Annotated in this window: 20 protein-coding genes; 2 read left to right on the forward strand and 18 right to left on the reverse strand. The window is 68.1% G+C overall.

Annotation, left to right across the window (positions count from 1 at the left end; all coding sequences use genetic code 11):
- The first annotated feature begins 59 nt into the window (after positions 1–59).
- Together ACZ4VK_RS26400 and ACZ4VK_RS26405 are read left to right on the forward strand one after the other, a co-directional pair.
- Positions 60–1,442, forward strand: a complete 1,383-nt coding sequence (locus ACZ4VK_RS26400) for a DNA primase family protein (RefSeq protein ID WP_468356776.1) — start codon at positions 60–62, stop codon at positions 1,440–1,442.
- A 321-nt stretch (positions 1,443–1,763) separates the two neighbouring features.
- Entirely contained in the window at positions 1,764–2,228 is a 465-nt protein-coding gene (locus tag ACZ4VK_RS26405; RefSeq protein ID WP_468356779.1) for a DUF6009 family protein, read from the forward strand.
- A 186-nt stretch (positions 2,229–2,414) separates the two neighbouring features.
- Here ACZ4VK_RS26405 and lexA read toward each other — a convergent pair whose 3' ends face one another.
- From lexA to ACZ4VK_RS26495, 18 genes are all read right to left on the reverse strand, one after another.
- Positions 2,415–3,143 (reverse strand): transcriptional repressor LexA, encoded by a 729-nt coding sequence (gene lexA / locus ACZ4VK_RS26410; RefSeq protein WP_468356782.1) that lies wholly within the window; start codon positions 3,141–3,143, stop codon positions 2,415–2,417.
- 96 nt (positions 3,144–3,239) lie between these two features.
- On the reverse strand, positions 3,240–3,731 hold the full coding sequence (locus tag ACZ4VK_RS26415; protein ID WP_468356785.1) for an ATP-binding protein: 492 nt from the start codon (positions 3,729–3,731) through the stop codon (positions 3,240–3,242).
- A gap of 184 nt (positions 3,732–3,915) precedes the next feature.
- On the reverse strand, positions 3,916–4,386 hold the full coding sequence (locus ACZ4VK_RS26420; protein WP_468356788.1) for a hypothetical protein: 471 nt from the start codon (positions 4,384–4,386) through the stop codon (positions 3,916–3,918).
- 1,158 nt (positions 4,387–5,544) lie between these two features.
- Positions 5,545–5,976, reverse strand: a complete 432-nt coding sequence (locus ACZ4VK_RS26425; RefSeq protein ID WP_468356791.1) for a hypothetical protein — start codon at positions 5,974–5,976, stop codon at positions 5,545–5,547.
- A gap of 182 nt (positions 5,977–6,158) precedes the next feature.
- A complete protein-coding gene (locus tag ACZ4VK_RS26430) occupies positions 6,159–6,443 on the reverse strand; it encodes a hypothetical protein (RefSeq protein WP_468356794.1) in 285 nt (94 codons plus the stop codon).
- Between the two features lie 570 nt (positions 6,444–7,013).
- Positions 7,014–7,703, reverse strand: a complete 690-nt coding sequence (locus ACZ4VK_RS26435; protein ID WP_468356797.1) for an AAA family ATPase — start codon at positions 7,701–7,703, stop codon at positions 7,014–7,016.
- A gap of 229 nt (positions 7,704–7,932) precedes the next feature.
- The gene (locus ACZ4VK_RS26440; protein ID WP_468356799.1) at positions 7,933–8,169 is read right to left on the reverse strand and encodes a hypothetical protein; all 237 of its coding nucleotides are present in this window, start codon (positions 8,167–8,169) and stop codon (positions 7,933–7,935) included.
- Positions 8,170–8,776: 607 nt separating this feature from the next.
- Positions 8,777–9,394: a GGDEF domain-containing protein gene (locus ACZ4VK_RS26445; protein WP_468356802.1), complete on the reverse strand. Its 618-nt coding sequence runs from the start codon at positions 9,392–9,394 to the stop codon at positions 8,777–8,779.
- A gap of 263 nt (positions 9,395–9,657) precedes the next feature.
- Positions 9,658–10,176, reverse strand: a complete 519-nt coding sequence (locus tag ACZ4VK_RS26450; RefSeq protein WP_468356804.1) for a hypothetical protein — start codon at positions 10,174–10,176, stop codon at positions 9,658–9,660.
- Between the two features lie 181 nt (positions 10,177–10,357).
- Complete coding sequence (locus ACZ4VK_RS26455) at positions 10,358–10,642, reverse strand: hypothetical protein (RefSeq protein ID WP_468356807.1); 285 nt, start codon at positions 10,640–10,642, stop codon at positions 10,358–10,360.
- A 10-nt stretch (positions 10,643–10,652) separates the two neighbouring features.
- On the reverse strand, positions 10,653–11,450 hold the full coding sequence (locus tag ACZ4VK_RS26460; RefSeq protein WP_468356810.1) for a hypothetical protein: 798 nt from the start codon (positions 11,448–11,450) through the stop codon (positions 10,653–10,655).
- 54 nt (positions 11,451–11,504) lie between these two features.
- Positions 11,505–11,846: a hypothetical protein gene (locus ACZ4VK_RS26465; RefSeq protein WP_468356813.1), complete on the reverse strand. Its 342-nt coding sequence runs from the start codon at positions 11,844–11,846 to the stop codon at positions 11,505–11,507.
- A 164-nt stretch (positions 11,847–12,010) separates the two neighbouring features.
- Positions 12,011–12,445: a hypothetical protein gene (locus ACZ4VK_RS26470; protein ID WP_468356816.1), complete on the reverse strand. Its 435-nt coding sequence runs from the start codon at positions 12,443–12,445 to the stop codon at positions 12,011–12,013.
- A 69-nt stretch (positions 12,446–12,514) separates the two neighbouring features.
- The gene (locus ACZ4VK_RS26475; protein WP_468356819.1) at positions 12,515–13,834 is read right to left on the reverse strand and encodes a hypothetical protein; all 1,320 of its coding nucleotides are present in this window, start codon (positions 13,832–13,834) and stop codon (positions 12,515–12,517) included.
- Between the two features lie 189 nt (positions 13,835–14,023).
- Positions 14,024–14,635 (reverse strand): hypothetical protein, encoded by a 612-nt coding sequence (locus ACZ4VK_RS26480; RefSeq protein WP_468356822.1) that lies wholly within the window; start codon positions 14,633–14,635, stop codon positions 14,024–14,026.
- A 210-nt stretch (positions 14,636–14,845) separates the two neighbouring features.
- Complete coding sequence (locus tag ACZ4VK_RS26485) at positions 14,846–15,343, reverse strand: Pycsar system effector family protein (protein ID WP_468356825.1); 498 nt, start codon at positions 15,341–15,343, stop codon at positions 14,846–14,848.
- A gap of 152 nt (positions 15,344–15,495) precedes the next feature.
- Positions 15,496–16,098 carry a hypothetical protein gene (locus ACZ4VK_RS26490; RefSeq protein ID WP_468356828.1) on the reverse strand — a complete coding sequence of 201 codons (603 nt, stop codon included), beginning with the start codon at positions 16,096–16,098 and terminating at the stop codon, positions 15,496–15,498.
- A gap of 103 nt (positions 16,099–16,201) precedes the next feature.
- Positions 16,202–18,301: a hypothetical protein gene (locus ACZ4VK_RS26495; RefSeq protein ID WP_468356831.1), complete on the reverse strand. Its 2,100-nt coding sequence runs from the start codon at positions 18,299–18,301 to the stop codon at positions 16,202–16,204.
- Positions 18,302–18,320 lie beyond the last annotated feature (19 nt).

The raw sequence follows: 18,320 nt of genomic DNA on the forward strand, positions 1-18,320 counted from the left end.
ATTCGGCTAAGCCAGCTCCTGTTGAGGTTCTCCTGCCGTCCTCCTTGACCGATTGGGGCATGGCCAACCTCTTCTTGAGAGTGTTCGGTGACGAGTACCGATTTGTTCCGGAGCACGGCTGGTACAAGTGGGCTGGGCACAGATGGCAGCTTGACGCGAAATCGAAAGCTATCCAGAACTCGGTGTTCCAGCTTGCTGAGCGAATGCCCTGCCCGGATCCTCGGGAGAACTCCTCGGTCAGGTTCGCGGACAGAGAGCTCGAGCGACACCGCAAGAAATCACTCAGCATCGCCGGAGCTCGGGCGCTCATCGCGACGGCAGAGAGTCTGCCGGATCTCATGCTGGACTCCGACGAACTCGATGCCGACCCCTATGCCTTGTGTACTCCTGCGGGCATCGCAAACTTGCGGACGGGTGGGTTCATCGAACCCAGCCGCGATCAGGCGCACACCCGCTCCACCACGGTGGGGCCTCGGCGAATGCCAACGCCGATCTGGGACAAGTTCTTGGTCGACACCTTCGGGGATGATCCCGAGGGTACCCAGATGATCGCCTACCTCCAGCGGCTATGTGGGTACAGCATCTCCGGTGACGTCGATGCACAGATCATGCCCTTCTTGTTCGGAGAGGGACAGAACGGCAAGTCGGTACTGGTTGCCGTCTTGCTGGCGATCTTGGGGGACTATGCGGATACGGCTCCGCCGAACTTCCTCATGGCTCCGCTGTATCCGGACCACCCCACAGAAATGGCTGATCTTCAAGGCCGCCGGCTGGTGTTCTGCAGTGAGATCGATCCAGGGGCAAAGTTCGACGAGGCCAAGCTGAAGCTGCTCACGGGTGGGGATCAGATCAAAGCCCGGAGGATGCGGCAGAACTTCTTCACCTTCCAACCGACCCACAAGCTCTGGTTGATCGGAAATCACCGGCCCACGGTGGAGACCGGCGGCTTCTCCTTCTGGCGCCGCATGAGGATCATCCTGTTCGCGCGGACGGTTCGGGACCAGGACGTCGTGGAAAACCTCGCTGCCAAGATGATCTCCAAGGAAGGGCCTGGCATTCTCCAGTGGCTAGTCGACGGTGCCGTCGCCTACTTCGACGGTGAAGACCGCAAGCTCGCAGGCCCTGACTCCGTTCGGCTGGCGACGCAGGACTACCAAGAGAGCGAGGACAGCGTTGGTCAGTTCGTACGCGAATGCTGTGTGGTGGGCCCGCACAGTACCTACCGCGCCGAGCAGGCACAGCTGCGGCGGGCCTACGAGGTCTGGTGCACCACCGCAGGCATGCGGCCCGTTCCGGTTCGTGAGTTCGGCAACGCCGTCAGGCGCCTGGCCAAGATGAAGAGCGCGAAGGACATGGTGAAAAGCAACGGCCGACGGCACTACGTGGGTATTGGTCTCATCGAGGAGACCCAAAGCGAGTCCGAGACGGCAGGGGCACAGTGATGAGCCAGGGACAGAAGTCCTTCTGCGCTTCGCAACTAAAGATTGCCTGGTCAGAGGCCCTATGGCCACCCGATCAGGGACACTCAGGGACACGCTTCCCCTATATGTCTTCTTTCTTGAACGTCTTCTTGTTCTCCCGACAAACTAGAGAATCTGTCCCTAAGAGTCCCTGTGAGTCCCTCCATGCCTGCTGATATGCCCTCTGACCTGGTGTTTTCTGAGCAGGGACAGAGTCTTGGGTCCAGGGGCAGAGAGTGTCCCTATCCACTGCCTGTTCCCAAGCCCCGCCATCACGCCGCGACCGAGGAAGGGGTCTCGTCGATGTCCGACAGCTTCGCGCAAAGGATCACAGATGAGGTGGAGCTCGTCTGGGTTGAGGGGGAGGAAGCCGTCATGGCTACCTACGACTACGTCCGCCAGGACGTGGTGAAGACCCCCAAGAAGCGCGGTGTGCCGCGGATTACCTGGGATGCGCGCATCGTCGGATACGCCAACCTGAGCCCGGACGCGGAGCCCCCTGCTCATCTGGGCTCTGGCCGGTGGGAACGTCGGGTCTTCTATGTCACCCCGAGAGACCGGAGTGAGAGCGAGGCGGACGGGGGAGAGCGGGTGCTGTTCCAGGAGTCGACGCCGACGGAGGCGGTCGACCCGCGGACCGTGAAGCCGCGGGTGGTAGGGACTCTGACCGACCGGGCTCGGGGAAAGCCCGGAGGTGAGGAGGCGCCCGCCCACGTCGACGCTGCGGAGACAAGGCAGTCGCCGGAGGAGAAGGGAATGCTCTTCTGATTGGAGGCTGTACCGCTCGATGGCGCCGCGCTCAGAAGACTGGAAACTCTGTCCCTGTCTGTCCCTGCCAGGGTTGGTGCTGGTCTTTGCGGTCCTCTGAACTGGTATTTCTCGGAACTGGGTGGTCAGGGACAGAGTCCCTGACCACCCAGTGCAGTGCTTCGCTGGCCCCCTGGGAGGGGGCGTTTAGATGCTGCCTTCAGGGTTGAGTTGCCAGCGCATCACAGCGACGACCCTTCCCAGAATCGTTGCGCGGTCGGCTCGGATGGGGGCGAAGGCATTGTTCTCCGGCATCAGCCAGCTGCTGCTGCCGTCTAGTTTGAGGCGTTTTACGGTTGCCTCGCTGTCGATCATTGCTGCGACGATCTCGCCGTTCTCCGCAGTGGGCTGGGCCCTGACGACGACCTGGTCCCCACTCGTGATGTGAGCCCCGATCATGGAGTCCCCGATGACGGTGAGGGCGAAGAGGTGACCGTGTCCGACAAGCTGGCGGGGCAGTGGCAGGCAGTCGTCCACGTGCTGGTCTGCGGTGATCGGAATGCCGGCGGCGATACGGCCAAGGAGGGGAACCTCAGTCACGGCCGCAGCACGTGCGGCCTCTGCTACTCGGGCGGCGAGCTGGCTGTCGCTGGGATCGGGCGCAGGTGCCAGCACAGGGGCGTAGCAGCGTGATCGGTGCGGATCGCGCCGCAGAAGGCCTTTCTTCTCCAGCGCTATGAGCTGGTGGGAAACTGACGAGGTGCTTGAGAGGCCGGTGGCCTGGGCGATCTCTCTCATGGAGGGTGGATAGCCCCGCTGTTGGACCGAGTCGGTGATGCAGTCGAGGATGTTGTGCTGTCGCTCGGTGAGGCCGTCTGTCCCCGTGCGGATGCCGGCGGGGCGTCCGATGTTCCTGTGATTGTTGATGGCCCCCATGCGGTCCCCCTCGTTCAGGTTCTTTGGGGCACGGTATCCCGTCTGACGGCCATCTCGCACTGGTATTCGATCAGTGGTTTGGTCTGTTCTCCGAGGTCAGGAGGCTAGAACCGCCGGATCACCGACGGTCTCGGGGATGGTCAGGACGAACCAGACGCCGTTCTCGGGGTCGGCCCCCCAGGCCGCCGCCAGGGCGGCGACGAGGATCAGACCTCGGCCCGATTCACTAGTGGGCTGCGGGCGTTGCCTGCGCTGTTGGGATGGAAGAGCCTTTCTCTGACCGGTGATGCAGAACCGCACAGCGCCTGCGCTGGTGGCCAGGGTGAGGGTGAGAGTCGGCGCTTCGCCGTGTATGACGGCGTTGGTCGCGACCTCGCTGATGAGTAACTTGGCGTCGCTCTCCAGGGCGGCGTAAGCGGGGTCCGAGACATAATGCTTGAGGAGTTCTGCTCCCTTGTAACGCAGTTCGCTGATCTGAGAGATCTCAGCAGGGTGGGAGACGGAGCTTCGCCGCGTCCACCGGGAGCTTGAGTCGAGGGCGCCAGTTTGCAGAACATGGCTGCTGTTCTGGCGCGAGAGCCTGGGCATGGGTTGTCCTCACTGCCGAGGAGTACGTTCGGATGTCCGGGCCGGATCACGGAGGGCCAAAGTGGCAGCCGTATCGGGGCTCGAGGTCCCTCCTACTCCGGCGCTGGACCCGGTCGGGCCGGGCGGCAGGAGGTGCCTCCATCGGCATGTCCTGGCGGGGCTGGCTGGCCCCCGGCCTGCAGCTTTACGATCGGCCTTGTTGGCTGAGCAGGGCGATGCGTCCCTCGGAGGTCAGCGCGGCGTCTTCGCCCTTGGGCAGGGCAATCCATCCGTCGGTGGCCAAGCGCTCCAGCGCTGCAGTTGCGCCGCCCGTTCCCGAAGCCGGCTCAGTCGAAGTGAGGCTATGACCTTCTGCGGTCGCTGTGACGGCTCCGTCGTGGACCAGGACCAAGAGCCGCTGTTGGAAGGGGGTCAGCCGCCTGGCGAGTTGGGCGGTGGCGTGGGCGTGCTGTTGGACCTCGTGCATGTGCTGATCGAACGGTTCGAAGTGAGCGCTGAGCTCCCAGGTTCTGTCGTTGCGCCACTTCCCACAGGAGCAGGTGGCCGTCACCTGTTGCGTGGGGGAACCCAGAAGGCTGAAGGACAGCCCGGCTGGCGTGGCTTGGAGTTGGTGGGCGGTGACGTCGACCAAGGGGTCATCGAAGTAGTTGGACATGACCTTCGGTGGGTTTAGGTGGTGTGGTCAGGCAGGAAGAACCTGAGCGGTTCGCGACCCGACGGTCGCCGTATGGGGAGCGCGCGGAGGCAACTGTCCGCATCCCGGGCCTTGAGGTCCGGCAGAGAGGCTTCCGTCTCGCGGCGTCCCATTCAATGGCTGAGGGTTGGCATCCTGAGGGCCTGACCCCCTGGTGGAAGGAGTTGCGGCCGACCCGTGGAGGGGTTCGGGCGAGAGTCCCGAGGCGTGCCGTTTGGACTGGCTTCGGATACGCGCGATTCGCTGGACATGGCTGGCGTGCTGATTGGCGAGGAGAGCCAGAAGGAGCGGTGCCTCGATGACCGCCCGCCGGCTGCGGGGGCGCTTCACCGCGGTGAAGAGGTGTTCAGTGTCAGGGGGTTCCGCCACTAGGAGGCCCCATCCGCTGGGCACATCCTCCACCACCGCGATGCTCGGGCTGGCAGCGACGATCCAGCAACGGGTGGCGTACGACACCCAGTTCTCGGGCGTTGGTGTCCGCTGGTGTGCCAGCCAGTCCGCCCGGTCAGCAGCGAGTAGGAAGACGTCGACCGTGGCGGCTGCGTCGCTGCGGGACGATGCGCTGAAGTACACCGCATCCACGGCGGGCCCATGTCCACCGGGCGGCGCCACCTGGGTGAAGTAGAAGCCAGTCGCCGCTGCAGTGCGCTCGGAGCGGAGATGGTCCTCGAGCTGTAGGGATAGGGCTTCGCGGTTCATGAGATGTGCGGGCCGCGCGGCCCACTCCTTTCGTGCGATTGACGAGGTTCTGGGCGACCGTCAGTCGGCCCCACGAGGGAATTACGGCGTGTGCGTGTGGGCGGGCGGATGTTTATGCGGCCGCCGCCGCGTGGGAAAGCGTCCCCGGATGGGTAGTTGTGCTGGTGGCCTGCAGTGGGGTTCCCAGGGGGTGGAGATTCCAGCCGCGAGCGATAGCTTGGGCCCGTGTGCCGGCGCCAGCGCGCCGTACAGGAGGCGGGCCGCGGGCTTCACGGTGACGGTTGCCAGGTGTATCCGGTGGGCGATTCTCTCGTCGCTCCACCCGTGGGCGATCCCGATGAGGACCTGGTGGTGCCGTGCAGGCAGCTCCGGGGCGTTGATGTGGTCGGCGGCCCGCGGGGTGAGTAACCGGCTGTGCGGTCAGTGCTCTGTGCCGGGCGGAGCCAGGAGATCCAGAACCGCTGGCAGGAGCGTGCTGGGGGCGGCGGCGAGGAGAGCCCCCGATGGGGCGAGGATCGTGTGGTGGACGTATGCGTGGCCTGTCTGGTCGGTGGTATGGCCGTGCACGATAACGAAGGGACCACGGGACTCGATCGCGCCCGCTTGGTAGGTGTGGAGCGGGCTGGGGCTGGTGGCGATGGTGTCCACTAGCAGCTCGGGTGCGTGCGGGGTCAAGGTGCCCGTGACGTGCAGCGGCCGGTTTTGAGTGAGCAGCCCTCTGTTGATGCCTGCTCGCGTGCTGTGGCAACGCAGCCTGATCTCGGGCTCCCCTTTCCGGTCGGCGGTGAAAGGGCCGAGGATGAGCCCGAAGGCCGTAACCATCCCGTCGAATACCGAATCGTTGGCCACCACCCCTGCCAGGGTGACCTGCCGTGGGGCTGACCACAGGGGGTGGCAGGTGGCGGAGCCGCACTCCGAGCAAGGAGTCCGCGGGGCTGTGAGCATCAGGTTGTTCTCCTCCCGGCTGAGGCCCCTGTTCGGGCGCCAGCCGTAGTCGTCCCACCGGGCGCGGCCGGTGGATGGTGGTCTCAAATTCAGTCCTGCGGATCGATGCCGGCGAACGTGCGGTGGTACCGGTAGCAGGACAGGTCGGCGGCCATGACCAGCCGTGCGTACTCGGCGAGTTCCTCCCCGCGGGCGGTGCAGCCGCGGAGTGTGAAGGTCGCGGCGAGTGCACCGGTCCTGAACACCGCGAGAGCCTGCGGGTCCTCGGCCGCGAACGCACGATCGATGGCCCGGCTGATGCGCCAATGGCCGGTGAGGTCCCTGGCCAGATCAGTGATCCAGGTGGGCAGCAGTCGCACTATCAGTGCCGTCACGGCTCACCCACCGTCTGTGCTGTTCGTCCAACGATGTCCAGTCCGGCACTCGAGAACGTGGTTGCTCAGCAACTGTCCCGGGCCGCGGTCGTCCCAGGCGTGGGTGCCCTTCACCGCGGGCCCACCGCAGCGCCAGCACTCCCAGGTCGCCAGTTCCCACGGCTTCATCGACCGAGGCAACGTCGACCGTGACGCCGGCGCCGACGCTGGCGCGGCGTCTGCAGCCGCCAGATCCGCGAGAAGTGCGGGGTGAGTGACTGGCACGGGCGTCCCCGGGCGGTCCGTGGTGGGTTGCGTGATCCAGTCATCGAGTCGGAACGCCCACCCTTCGAAGCGCTTCTTCAGCGGTCGAGTGCGTGGAAAGGCTCGCAAGACGCACCACACTCCGACGCTGACCACGACTGCGGACGCCCCGGTCAGGGCCCACGGCAGGCCCAACGACTGCGCACTGACGAGGCTGTACAGCAGCCCCAGCACGCATCCGGTCACCACGTCGGCGTAGAACACGACGGCGCCCACCGCGAAGGCGGCCGCGCTCCTGATCTGCGATAACAGCACTAGGTCTCCCGTTCAGGACAGCGTTAGGCCGGTACGCCCGCTGGCGCCGACCGTATGGATGGCGGTGAACCCCTCACCGGCGAGCTGGGGCAGCGACAGTGCGGTCTGCTCGGACTGCCACGCGACGATCTCGTCCGGGACCTTCCGGTTCGCCGGCCGCCGGCCATTGCGCAGCAGGCAGACATCGAGCCCGGTGACGAACACGACCGCGACCACCGGCCTGCCCCATCGATGGGCCCGCGCTACCAGTCGGTTACGGACCGCGGGCTCCACATTGGTGGAGTCCAGGACCGTGTTCAGGGCCCGCTCCAGCCGAGATTCCACCAGCAGATCCTGGATCTGCACGGCCTGCGGTGTAACGGCCTGCTCGCCCGAGTCTCCGGCCAGGCGCCCGCGGAGGTCATCCAGGCTCACCACCCAATCAGTGGGAAAGGCGCTGGCGAGACGGGACTTGCCCGCGGCTGCGGGACCGACGAAGACCGCGAGGGCCCCCGGTTCAAAGAGGCGCAGAGCCTCGGCGCGCTCGTGCGCATCGGCGTCGCGGGCCGCGTCGCACGCGACGCGGTAGGAGCGCTGGCCTGCCGGGCAACCGGGCGCTTGGCAGGACCAGCCGTACGTCTCGTCGCCGGGGTGACCTGCGGTTAACCCGGCGGGGTCGGAGAACGGATAGGTGAGATGCGGCTGTAGAGCAGAGCTGGTCATAAATCCTCTCCAGGTCGGATGAGCGAAGGCCGGGACCCACAGTGGGGCGTGGGCCTGGCAGGCGCCGGGGCACGTCGCGGCGCCAGAAGTGGCACTGGTCGCGGCTGTGCCGTGCACACCAGCCCAAGACCGTGCGGTCCAGCGGAGCAGTTTGGCCGCGTTGCAGACAGGTGCAGGGCTGCTGGCGGGCGTTCCGCTACTGCCAGCAGGTAAGGCTCGATGTGCACAGTCAGTGCTGGGAGGCGCAGGGTTGGGTGAGCGGGATTCCCACGTGGAAGCGGTGCAGTTGGTGCACCTGAGGGGCGGCATGGAGCGGGACGCCGCCTCGCAGCCAGCGGTTGCGGCGCGACTGGGCCAGTGTGAGGGCCTTCCGGGTGGCTTCGCTCTGACTCGCGGCGCGTATGCGGTAGGCGAGCAGCTGGGGCTGTGGAGTTTCGGTGCGGAAGAGAGCGACCCACATCGGCATGGTGACTTCCTTCAGGGTGGGGTGGGGCGGCTTCAGGCTTTGTGGCCTGGCCGGTGCTAGGGGCGTTGGACGTGCGGCCGTCGGTAGATTTCGTCGAGCGCAGCGGTGACTCGCTCCTGGATGACCTCGGGTGAGTCCGTACGGGGCACGCTGCGGAATGCGGGACTGGGAAGGTCCTGTTCGCGGCGTAGGTCCTGCATGCGCTGCGTGAGGTCGGCGCTGTCCCGGGCGCCTGTAAGACTCAGGCCGCGTGGGACGGAGTCTTTGAGTAGCCGCTCGTGCTCGTCGGGTGTGAGCCCGGCCATCGTCGGGCGTGCAACCAGGGAGTGGCTGTCGAAAGCGCGTACGGGAGCGGGTGTGCGGTGAGTGTCCATGCGGCTGCTCCAGTGGGGGCCGTGGGCGGTTCGCTCGGTGAAGATGGCGGGAACGGGCAGTGCGAGAAGACTCGGCGGGGTCCCGGCCACCGATGAGGGCAGACGGGACAACACCGGGAGACCTCGGTCTGGAGGTTCAGCAGAAGGTCAGAAGGCGCCCGGGCTGGTGTAGCGGCGCGGTGCGCAGCGCATCAGGTGGGATGCGCACCGGGTGCGGTGACTCGAGGTGGTGGTCACTGAAGGACCGCCGCGGATCGGCCAGCGGCGTCTGCGGGATCGGCGAGGACGATGGGGCACAGCCGCTTGCCTCGGTACATTGCTGCGTCGGCGGCGACCATGAGTACGCCGAAGTCCTCGGTGGCGACGAGATCAGGGGCGGCGACGCCGATGGTCGCGCCCATCAGGTCCACGGCCGCGCCACGGAAGGTGAAGGGGTGGGCAAGTACAGCGGATAGCTCCTGGAGACGGGCCGTGCGCTGGGGGGCGGGCAGGACGGTGGCCACGGCGAACTCGTCACCGCCGAGCCGGGCGACGCACCCGTTCGGCCCGGCCCAGGCGCGCATTCGCTGGGCGGCTTCGAGGATCGCGCGGTCGCCTGCGGGATGGCCCAGGGTATCGTTGATGATCTTGAGGCGGTCGAGGTCGACGAAGAGGAACACCGCGTGCCTGCCGTGCCGAGTCAGGAACCCGGGGGCGGTGCGGTCGAAGCCACGGCGCTGGGGCAGGCCGGTGAGGTCATCGAGATGTGCCTTGTCGATCTCGCGGCGCAGGTGCCGGGCGTGCAGCGTCCAGGCGGCTGCTACAGCCAGGAGCAGGGGAAGGAGCGGTAAGAGGGACGAGCCGTTGAGCATGGCGAGGAACTGCCTTTCGGTCTCGGTCGGGCTACGAGGCGAAGGAGGTCAGGGGCGTGAGCTGGGCGGCGGCGCGGTGAGCACTTGGAGCAGGGACGCCACTCGTTCCGCAGGCGGTGCGGTGGGCATCGCGTAGAGGCGGGCGCGCCGGAACGCGCCCGGAGCGAGGCCTTGTTCGCTTGGTGCGGGGTGGGCCCGGGGGGGTGGGAGCGGAGGTCGGTTTCGGACGAGTGCCGGGCACGGTCTTCCTCTCCTTGCAGCGGTCAGTCGGTCGCCTGGATCAGGGATAGGTGGAGGTCGTGGCCGGCGGCGAGGACCGTGGCCGCATCCCAGCCGGGCAGATGCCGGTATTCCTGGTCGAGGAGTTGCAGCACTTCGGCATCGGCGAGTTGCTGGCTGATGAGGCTGGCGGCACGGAGCACGTGCAGATGCCGGTCCGGATCGTTGACGGCCGGGAGGTTCGCGGACAGGGCGCGAGAGTAGGCGTGGTGTCCCTGGCCGATCAGGTCCTGGGCGTCCTGGCAGCTGATGGCCAGTTCCGCCCCAAGGACCGCGCTGATCTGGTCCGCGGTCTGCTGCAGTGCCATCAGGTGTGCGGCACGCAAGGCGCCGCATGTTGCGATCTCGATGTCCTCGGCCATCGAGGCGGAGGACATCGGTGGGCCGGTGGCGGGTTTTGCGGCGGCGCCGTCCTGCTGCCCGGAGGGCACCACGAGCTGGCCTGCCGTGGAGCCGACCGGGGAATGGGCCGCGCTCTCTGCGGCTTGGTCGGTGACGCCCACGTCCGCAGCGATGGTCCTGCGGGGGCGTAGACGGGCGCGAAGTCTGGCGAACACAGAGCCTCCCGGGCCAGGGTTAGACGAGCGGAATGTGCCGGGCACGCCGGGCCCCGGCAGTCCGGCAGGTACGGCTGAGGCCGACCCCGGGGCGGGGGTCGGCCTCAACCGCGCCGGAGGGGTGCTGCTAGGCCTCGCCCCTGTCGATGGCGGCGGTGAGTGCGTCGAGGGTGGGGTATTGCCGCTGCACGAGCCGGCGCCGCGTTGGCATGTGGACGCCGGAGGTCCGGCCCTGGCGCATCAGGTCGGCGATCAGGTCATGGAGCGGGCGCGATACGTGGGCGGCCTCGTCGAAGACGATGACGGTCGGCGGCTCCTCGACCGGCGCTGTGTCACGGCGCGCAATCTGCTGGGGTGCCACAGCGACGGCCTTCTCCAGGGCAGTGGCCGAAGTGATGTCGGGGCGAGTCATGGTTTCTCCCTCAGGCGGCGGACGCGTCGGTGGTCTGGGGTGTGGGGAGCGGCTCATTCGCTGGTGCAGGCACTTCCTGAGCGCCGATGGTGTCGGAGGGCACTTCGGTTTCGCCCGGTGAGGAATCGACTGCGGCTGCTGCGCGAATCTCGTCCTGTACGCCCGGGACAGTGGCGGGATCCGTGGTGGTGCCCGCGTCCGACGGGCTGGTGGATGCCTGCTCGATCAGGCGGACGAGCCCGGCCATGGTGTGCACCTCGGTCGGCTCGTCCGTGCCCGGGCAGGCCAGCAGGTAGGCGTGGCGGACGTAGTGGTGCTCGGAGACCGGCACCGGGCGGTAGGTGAGGGTGGTGCCGCCGGGCAGTTCGGCGGTGGCCGTCCCGTCAGCATGCCCTTGCCACAGCTGCTCGTTGGTGAGCAACTTCTTACCGGAGTCGAGACTCGTGGCGTGCAGAGCTGCGTCCCGACGGGCCGCGTGGATGGCGGCCGACCGGAGGCGGGCCAGCATCTGCGTGTCGGAGGTGGGGAGCGCCGCACCCCGGTTGGAGGTGTGACTGGCCCGGTAGAGCTCGCTCCTGCGGGCTTCGACCAGGCTCTCGACCACCCCGTAGGTGGTGATGGCGGCACCCAGTCCGGCAGCGAGCGCGAGGGGGGAGCGGCCGGAGCGGTCATGGATGACGCGGAAGGTGGCGGCGCCGCCGAGGACGGCGCTGACGACGGGGATCCCATCGAGGACGCTGCCGGCGGTGGCGGCGCCCAGGGCGCGCAGCTCGTCGCGGCCACTGCGGGCGGGGTCGGTCTTGTTCATGGGGGCGGGCCTCCTCTGTGCGGATGAGCGGGGGTGGTCTGGCGAGGGGTTGGCCTAGTGGACGCTCGACTCGATGCCCATGGCATCGGCGTGGCCCTTGAGGAAGGAGTCGAGCTCGTCGGGGGCGTCGTCGCGCAGCTCGTGAAGTTCGGCGGCGACGGCTTCGGCGCTGCTGGGGTCGAGGCGCAGGGCGAGTTCCAACAGACGCAGAACGGCGCAGCTGAGGAACGTGGCAGAGGAGTAGGCGAGCAGGTCCTCGACGGCCTTGGGCTCACTGCTGCGGGCGGCGATCACCTCGGCCTTGCGATGCAAGGCGGAGCTTCCCAGCGCCAGGACCAGGCGGCGAAGCTCCGCGGTCTCCGGTTCGGCTGCGCAGGCGCTGCACAGGTCTTCCATGAAGCCATTGGGAACCCAGACGCAGCCGCCGGGGCAGGGCGAGTTGTCGGTGCACCCGCAGCGAGAGCACACCGCCTCAAGGCTGTCAGAGGCCGGTTCGGGGCCGAAGTCGGTAGTGGTCACAGGGCGTCCTGTTCGGTCTGTCGGGAGGAGGGGGCAGCGCGTCATGCACGCGTCGGGGCGATGAAGCGGCGGGTGAGGACCATGAACCCGAAGGCCAGGGCTATCCCCGTCAGGTGGGCTCCGGCACGGATGACCCCGCCGGTGAGGTCGGTCTGCTGGGTCACCAGGACCCCAGCGACGTAGCACGCGGCCCAGATGGCCAGCATCGCGAGCAGCAGGAGGACCAGGCGCGCGCCGAGCGGGAGCCAATCCGGGCCGGCAGCCGGGGCGAGCTGTTTGGACACATGGGCAAGGTGAGCGATGAGGGCCTGTTCGCGGCTACCAGCCGGGTGATCGGGCATCCGGTCACAGGAGCAGTTGGCACGCCATCGGGCCTCCCCGGCGATACGGGAGGCGTCCTCGTCGATGACGTAGGTCGGCAGGTGGCGGCCGTCATCGATCAGGAACCGGTCGAATCGCCTGGCCTTGATGCTCAAGGGCATATTCCTCTCGGCGGGCTGGACAGTCTGGCGGGCCACATGGGGCCGACCGTCGCTGAGCGCAGGTCAGGACCACATCAGCGGGAAGCGGCGCCGCAGGAGACGGATGAGGCCGATGCCCATGGCCAGACCGGTGAAACTGGCCCCGCCGAGTACGAGGCTGGCGGCCGCAGCGGTGAGATCGCCACTGTCGAGGAGAAGTAGGCCTCCGGCGAAGCAGACCGCCCAGGCGGCCAGCACGGTGAGGGCCAGCCGGAGGCGCCGCGATCCTGGCGAGCGATCCCCGCTTCCCGTGGGGCTCGCGCCGCTCGAAGACGCTCGTTGGGACGACGCCGGCTCCGGGGCCTGGGCCCCCCTGTCCGAGGTGGGGCTCGGAGCCTCGTCTGCGGGAGCATGTACAGGGGCGGCCGGACTCCCGCTACCAGGTGCGGCAGCCTCGCCGACGGGCTCCGAGGGCAGGGCGGGAAGAGGGGCCGGGGCAGGGTCGCTGGTGGTCACCGGTGACGGCGCGTACAGGGCGGTCAGCACCGCCTCGAGCAGCTGGTAGACGTCCTTGTACTCGACCGGCTGCGACAGGTCGCCGTGGGTGGCAGCCATGCGGGCAACGACGAATCGGAACCCGTAGGGGGGACCGTCGGAGCCTTCCGGCTCGGAGTCGTAGCTGAACACGGCGGTGATGTCGAAGCCGCGACCGTCACGTTCGACGGAAGCATCGATCACCAAGCGCAGCTCGTCGAGGTCCTCGGCAGCGCCCCGCACGGCCTTCTGCACCAGGCCGGGCAGGCGCGACAGGTCGCTGTAGAACAGACCAGCCTCGCCCACCACATAGGGTCGGGTTTGCCCGCCCTCGAAGGTGAAGGTGACCGTCGCTTCACCATTGGGGACCTCCTCCCGACGCAGGCCGGGGGTCGCGAAGCGGTGATGGCTGTAGGCCATCCACAGAGGCAGGGCTTGCGTCGGGCTCACCTCTACGTTGCGGGCGCAGCGGCAGCAGGCCGGGTCCTGGCCCTGGTCGATCAGAACCGAGGGGAAGCTCTCACCGCAGACCACGCACAAGAAGCCGTGGAGGTCGCGCTGCCAGCGAGGGATCGGGGTGGAGCCCAGGACCAGGTTGTCCCAGGATCCGACGGGCGCGAGCGTGCCGGCCTCGGCCGCGCGGCGTTTGCTGGCGTAGGAGGAGTAGATGGACGCTGCGCGGTTGCGCCCGTGGAGGGCTATAAGGGCATCGGCCCACGCCAGCTGCAGGTCCTTGTCCCGCTTCGACATGTCGGGCCGCCCGTTGTATTCCACAAGCACACCCAGGCCGCGGTCGTCCGCGAAGAGGCGATCCATCTGTTGGAGCACCCTGCCCCGGATACCGGGGCCGCGGGAGGTGGTGGCAAGCATGGTGACGTCCGTTCTCTGCTGGGTGGGATGAACACCGGCTGAGCCCCGGTGCCTCGGCTGCTGTGCTCGCGGAGCCGGTGCACCGGGGGAGCCAAGGGCGTGCCGGGCCGAGGGGCAACGAACAGGGGCCGGACCGAGGAGGGTGAGCATCACCCCACGTCTCGGCCCGGCCCCTGGCGTCGGGCCCGGTCACATCCGGTGGTACCCGGCCCCGGTCTCGCGCAGGTCGAGGTACTTCTTCAGCTCGGCCTGCTGCCACAGGGGCTCGGACACCCGCCATCGGGTCGTGTTCCCCTTCGTGTCCTTGAGCTTGAGGACACGCTGGCTCTCCGTCCAGTGCCCGGCAGCGCCCTTGCGGATCACCTCGCGGCCGCAGACTTCCTTGGTGGAGCCCTGGGGCTTGCCGGGCGTGATGGTGGGTGCCTTGGATGCAGGGGTCGGCTTGGTCAGGTCGGGGCTCTTGGGCTGCTTGGGAGCGTCCGCGCCGGAGTCCGTGTCCGGGACAGCTGGCTTCTTCGGCGCAGGCGCCGGTTTGGGGCCCGGCTTCAGCGGCACCCTGGCACTCAACTGAGTGCTCCACGCGGCCTTCTTGACCGGCACCTGGCGGCAGACCTTGCCGTACTTGTCGGAAGTGGCGGCCACCCACCGCGGTGCGGCACCGCTCTTCTCGGTCACGGTGCCGTGGTCGACCACGATCGTCTTCGTGTCCTGGCCCCAGCTCCCGCAGCCGACCAGCGCGCTCAGCGCCACGGTCGTGCTCAACAGGGCCATCGTGCGCGGTATGCGGGTGGTGCGGGACATGCGGGACTCACTCCAAGTCGGTTGACTGCAAAAACGTGGTTGAGGTGGAACTGACCCCGTGTCCGAAGGGGCCGAAGGAGAAGACCATGCCGGTGAGGCTAGAGGCCTCTTCAGTGGTGGCCAGCCTGCTGGGGAGAGATCAGCGGGTGTGTCCCATGGGGCGGGCAGCGCATGTGGTGCGGGCCCGCCGGGCGGGACACTGGGGCTGGGTCAGCCCGCGGCGATCAGGCCGGCGATCGCGAACAGGGCGACCGCCGTGGTGGTCACATCGACCGCCCAGCGCAGCAGCGTGTGCTTGCGGTCGGCCAGCTTGGCCAGGGCGTGAGCATCGTCGACCCTGCGGTCCTCGCGCATTGCTTCGCGGAAGCCCGGCTGGTCCAGGCGAGCCCAGCGGACGAAACCCGCCGAGGCCCCGTTCTTGATCCTCGTTCGCGGACGGACCACCTGCAGCAGGAGGACAATGGCGACGACGATGAAGGCACCCGACAGGCCGCCGACGAGTTTCGCGGCGGTCGGCAGGTCCGCGTCGGCGGCGCTCACCAGCCCTGCGGACATCGCGCCGTTGAGGGCGAGCAGCACGCTCGCCTTGGTGTCGGTGCGGTCGATCTCGCGCCGCGAGTCGACGGCGGACGCCGCCAAGTTGGCTTCGGTGCGGTCCATGCTCGAGGCCGTGCGGCCGTCAGCGGCGAAGGTGGTGATCTGCTCCATGGGCACTCCTGTCGGGTCGGGAAGTTGAAGAGAGGTTCGGCGCACACACGGTGTATGTCCGGCGTGCGGATCGGTTGGCCTGTCCCGCCTGCGGCGCAGTCCTGTCGGGGCGCGGTCCGCAAGCCGGACGGGTAAGCCGAGCCAGCCGCTGCTCACTGCACGGTGATGTTGCGGGCCTTGATCTTCATGCGGGCGCGGTCCCGGACCACAAGGTGGTTCTTCGGGCCGCCGCACCCGACATGGGCTCCAGACGGCGAGGGGGGAGCCGCAGCGCCTGATCCGTTGGAGAAGAGCTTGGCCCGGATGGTGGACAGCAGGGCGGCGCCGGAGATGAGGGCGGCGGAGAGCGCGTAGAACACGTTGTCCAGGTACTTCAGGCCAGGGGCAGCCCAGCCGATTCCAGCTCCCACACCGGCTCCGCAGACCCCGGTGGCGACCAGCAGCATCGAGGTGCCCTTTACCCAGGCCGGCACGGGCTGTGCCGCAGTGGGCTGCGGCGCAGCAGCAGGGTCTGGGTGTGTGTTGATGTAGCGGATCTGGAAGGCGGGCGGGACGGGGTCGAGCCCGGACTCCAGGCGTCGTGCGGCCGCCAGCAGCTGGGCGTCGTACATCTCGACGGCCTCGGCGGGCGTCAGTACACGGATGAACCGGTTCTGAGGGTCGAGCATGACGGCCGGCCGGACCTGCGCCAGTTGGGCGAGCGTCGGGTCGGCTTCACCTGCACGGAGTTGGGGGCCGACATGGTCGAGGGTCATGTGCCAAAGCTCCTGTTCGGGGCAGCACCGCGGGGGTGCTGGAACGCCGGTGAGGCGGCCCGGGCCAGGCGGCTGGGCCGCCTCACCGGCGGATGGGTGGTACTTACTGACCGACGGCGGTCAGCAACTGCTCGCGCAACTCGACCGAGCCCCACTCACCGTGGCCGTAGTCGATGACGAGACCTTCCTCCGCGAGCCTGCGGAGCGTGGTGGAAATCGTCGACTTGGCACAGCCGGTGCCCGCGGCGATCAGCGCGGTCGTGGTGGAGGGCTGGGTGCGTACGAATGCGAGGATCGCGGCCTTCGCCACACCTCGCTGGGAGCCCTTGGCCGTCTTCGTGGTGGAGACGGCCGGGGTCTGGCCGGTGAACTCCTCGTACTCGTACTCGGCGGCCGGGGTTTCCGGCAGTTCGCTGACACCGGGCACCGGGAGGATGATGCCCTTGCGGCGGGACGCCAGGCGCTGACGCCACTCCAGGTAGAACGGACCGATTCGCTCGGCCCCCTCTCGGGAGAACTGCGGAGGATTCCCCGTCTTGGCGTGCCGAGTGGCCTGCCGGCGGTTCAGGGGACGCCAGGAGCGGAAGACCGCTCCGCGGTCCTCGACTCCCGACAGATATCCCAGACCACTGGTCGGCAGCAGGCTGCCGGGCCAGGCACCGGGGAGGTCGTAGGGGTCGGCGGGGAGATTGACCATGTGCTGGGTCATCCGCGAGGTGTTCCGCAGCGCGATCACGTTGCCGGACACCAACGGCTGGCGCAGCTGCTCGGTCCCGATCGCTTCCAAGCCCACCAGGTGCGAGGCCAGGCGCAGCTTGATCCCCAGCTTGCGGCCCAGGATCGCCGCGTCGACGGCAATGTCAAGGGCCTCCGGATATTCCTGCCACACCTCCTGCCACTCGTCGATGGCCACGACCAGGCCCGGGTTGGCCACGGTCGGGGTGAAGTCTCCGATGCCGAAGTAGACGTCCCCGTCCTCGTCCTCCCAGGTTTCGATGCTGGACTTCTCCGCGCGCCGGTGCAGTTCTTCGCGCACGGCGACCAGCAGACCCATGCACTCGTCCACACCGGAGGCGAAGCAGTCCAGATGGTCCTGCCAGTACTCGAAGGACGCCCCGTACTGCGGGTCGCCGCCCCAGCTGACGTAGATGCCGGTGTGCCGGTCCATCGCGAACAGCTGGCGCAGCAGCTCGCTCTTACCCGAACCGGTCGACCCGGTGATCAGGTCATGGACCGTGCCCCAGTCGGGGCGGTGATACCGGTAGAGCGCGGGGGCGTTGTCGATGTGCAGGCCGAGGTGCGCGATGCCGCTGACCGGGTCGAAGGTAGAATCGATGCCCGGCCAGTGCGGCATGTCCTCCAGCGGGTTGCGCTCGTACACCTTCAGGGAGGCCAGGTTGGCGCTGCCGGAGGGGTGCTGGGTGACCGCAACCGACGAGATCGGCAGCCCATAGGCGGAGGCGATCATCGGGGTGGCGGTTTTGGCATCCGAGTACTGCTGGCGGCCCGGGGAGAGCACGATCGTCCCGCCCCACGCCTTGCCGTCCAGGCCCGGCAGATCCTCCGCCCCGGTGAGGCTCGCTCCATACAGGCGGCCACCGGTCCCGCCGAGCCGCTCGTTGAAGACTTCCTCTTTGCTGAGTTCGTCCTGAACCTCGGGCATCTCGCGGATCCGCCGCAGCCACCACCAGGGCACTCCGGTTGCAGCCAGCCATGCCAGATAGAAGCCCACGGGGACATCGGCTGAGGCTGCGGTCTGCAGGAGCGCGGCCGCCGACCCTGCGGAAGCCAGCAGCCGCCCCAGCTCCGAGCGGTTCATGGGGTTGCTCCGCCGCTGGGGCAGGGCACCGTGCCGCGCGAACCACTGCGCCGCCCGGGTGCGGTAGTTCGCGCGTCGCCGCCAGCGCCAGCGTCCGTGGACACCGGCGGCGATTGCGGCGTTCGCCATCAGGGCGCCGCCCCATCCGTCGGGCGCGTCGTGGAAGGCGGCACCGGCGATGTACAAAGCGGTCGCGGCAGCCGGCGGGGTGAGTCTGCGCCGGTTGCGGTAGGTCCAGCGCACAGTTCGACCTGTAGCCATCATCAGCCGCACCGGGCGGGAGCGACGGCGACGCGGGCGCTCGGGTCCGAGCACCATCGCGGCTTCCGCATCCGCCAGGGCCTCGATGGCCTGGGCAGTGGTGATCGAATCCGACCTTGCCATGGAGTACGTGTCCTTTCAC

The sequence above is a fragment of the Streptomyces sp. NPDC028711 genome (assembly GCF_055565415.1).

Coding starts and splice junctions, on each gene's coding strand:
- ACZ4VK_RS26400 (WP_468356776.1), top strand. CDS start 60: ATGGCCAACCTCTTCTTGAGAGTGTTCGGTGACGAGTACCGATTTGTT.
- ACZ4VK_RS26405 (WP_468356779.1), top strand. CDS start 1,764: ATGTCCGACAGCTTCGCGCAAAGGATCACAGATGAGGTGGAGCTCGTC.
- lexA (WP_468356782.1), bottom strand. CDS start 3,143: ATGGGGGCCATCAACAATCACAGGAACATCGGACGCCCCGCCGGCATC.
- ACZ4VK_RS26415 (WP_468356785.1), bottom strand. CDS start 3,731: ATGCCCAGGCTCTCGCGCCAGAACAGCAGCCATGTTCTGCAAACTGGC.
- ACZ4VK_RS26420 (WP_468356788.1), bottom strand. CDS start 4,386: ATGTCCAACTACTTCGATGACCCCTTGGTCGACGTCACCGCCCACCAA.
- ACZ4VK_RS26435 (WP_468356797.1), bottom strand. CDS start 7,703: ATGACCAGCTCTGCTCTACAGCCGCATCTCACCTATCCGTTCTCCGAC.
- ACZ4VK_RS26440 (WP_468356799.1), bottom strand. CDS start 8,169: ATGCCGATGTGGGTCGCTCTCTTCCGCACCGAAACTCCACAGCCCCAG.
- ACZ4VK_RS26445 (WP_468356802.1), bottom strand. CDS start 9,394: ATGCTCAACGGCTCGTCCCTCTTACCGCTCCTTCCCCTGCTCCTGGCT.
- ACZ4VK_RS26455 (WP_468356807.1), bottom strand. CDS start 10,642: ATGACTCGCCCCGACATCACTTCGGCCACTGCCCTGGAGAAGGCCGTC.
- ACZ4VK_RS26460 (WP_468356810.1), bottom strand. CDS start 11,450: ATGAACAAGACCGACCCCGCCCGCAGTGGCCGCGACGAGCTGCGCGCC.
- ACZ4VK_RS26465 (WP_468356813.1), bottom strand. CDS start 11,846: ATGGAAGACCTGTGCAGCGCCTGCGCAGCCGAACCGGAGACCGCGGAG.
- ACZ4VK_RS26475 (WP_468356819.1), bottom strand. CDS start 13,834: ATGCTTGCCACCACCTCCCGCGGCCCCGGTATCCGGGGCAGGGTGCTC.
- ACZ4VK_RS26480 (WP_468356822.1), bottom strand. CDS start 14,635: ATGTCCCGCACCACCCGCATACCGCGCACGATGGCCCTGTTGAGCACG.
- ACZ4VK_RS26485 (WP_468356825.1), bottom strand. CDS start 15,343: ATGGAGCAGATCACCACCTTCGCCGCTGACGGCCGCACGGCCTCGAGC.
- ACZ4VK_RS26490 (WP_468356828.1), bottom strand. CDS start 16,098: ATGACCCTCGACCATGTCGGCCCCCAACTCCGTGCAGGTGAAGCCGAC.
- ACZ4VK_RS26495 (WP_468356831.1), bottom strand. CDS start 18,301: ATGGCAAGGTCGGATTCGATCACCACTGCCCAGGCCATCGAGGCCCTG.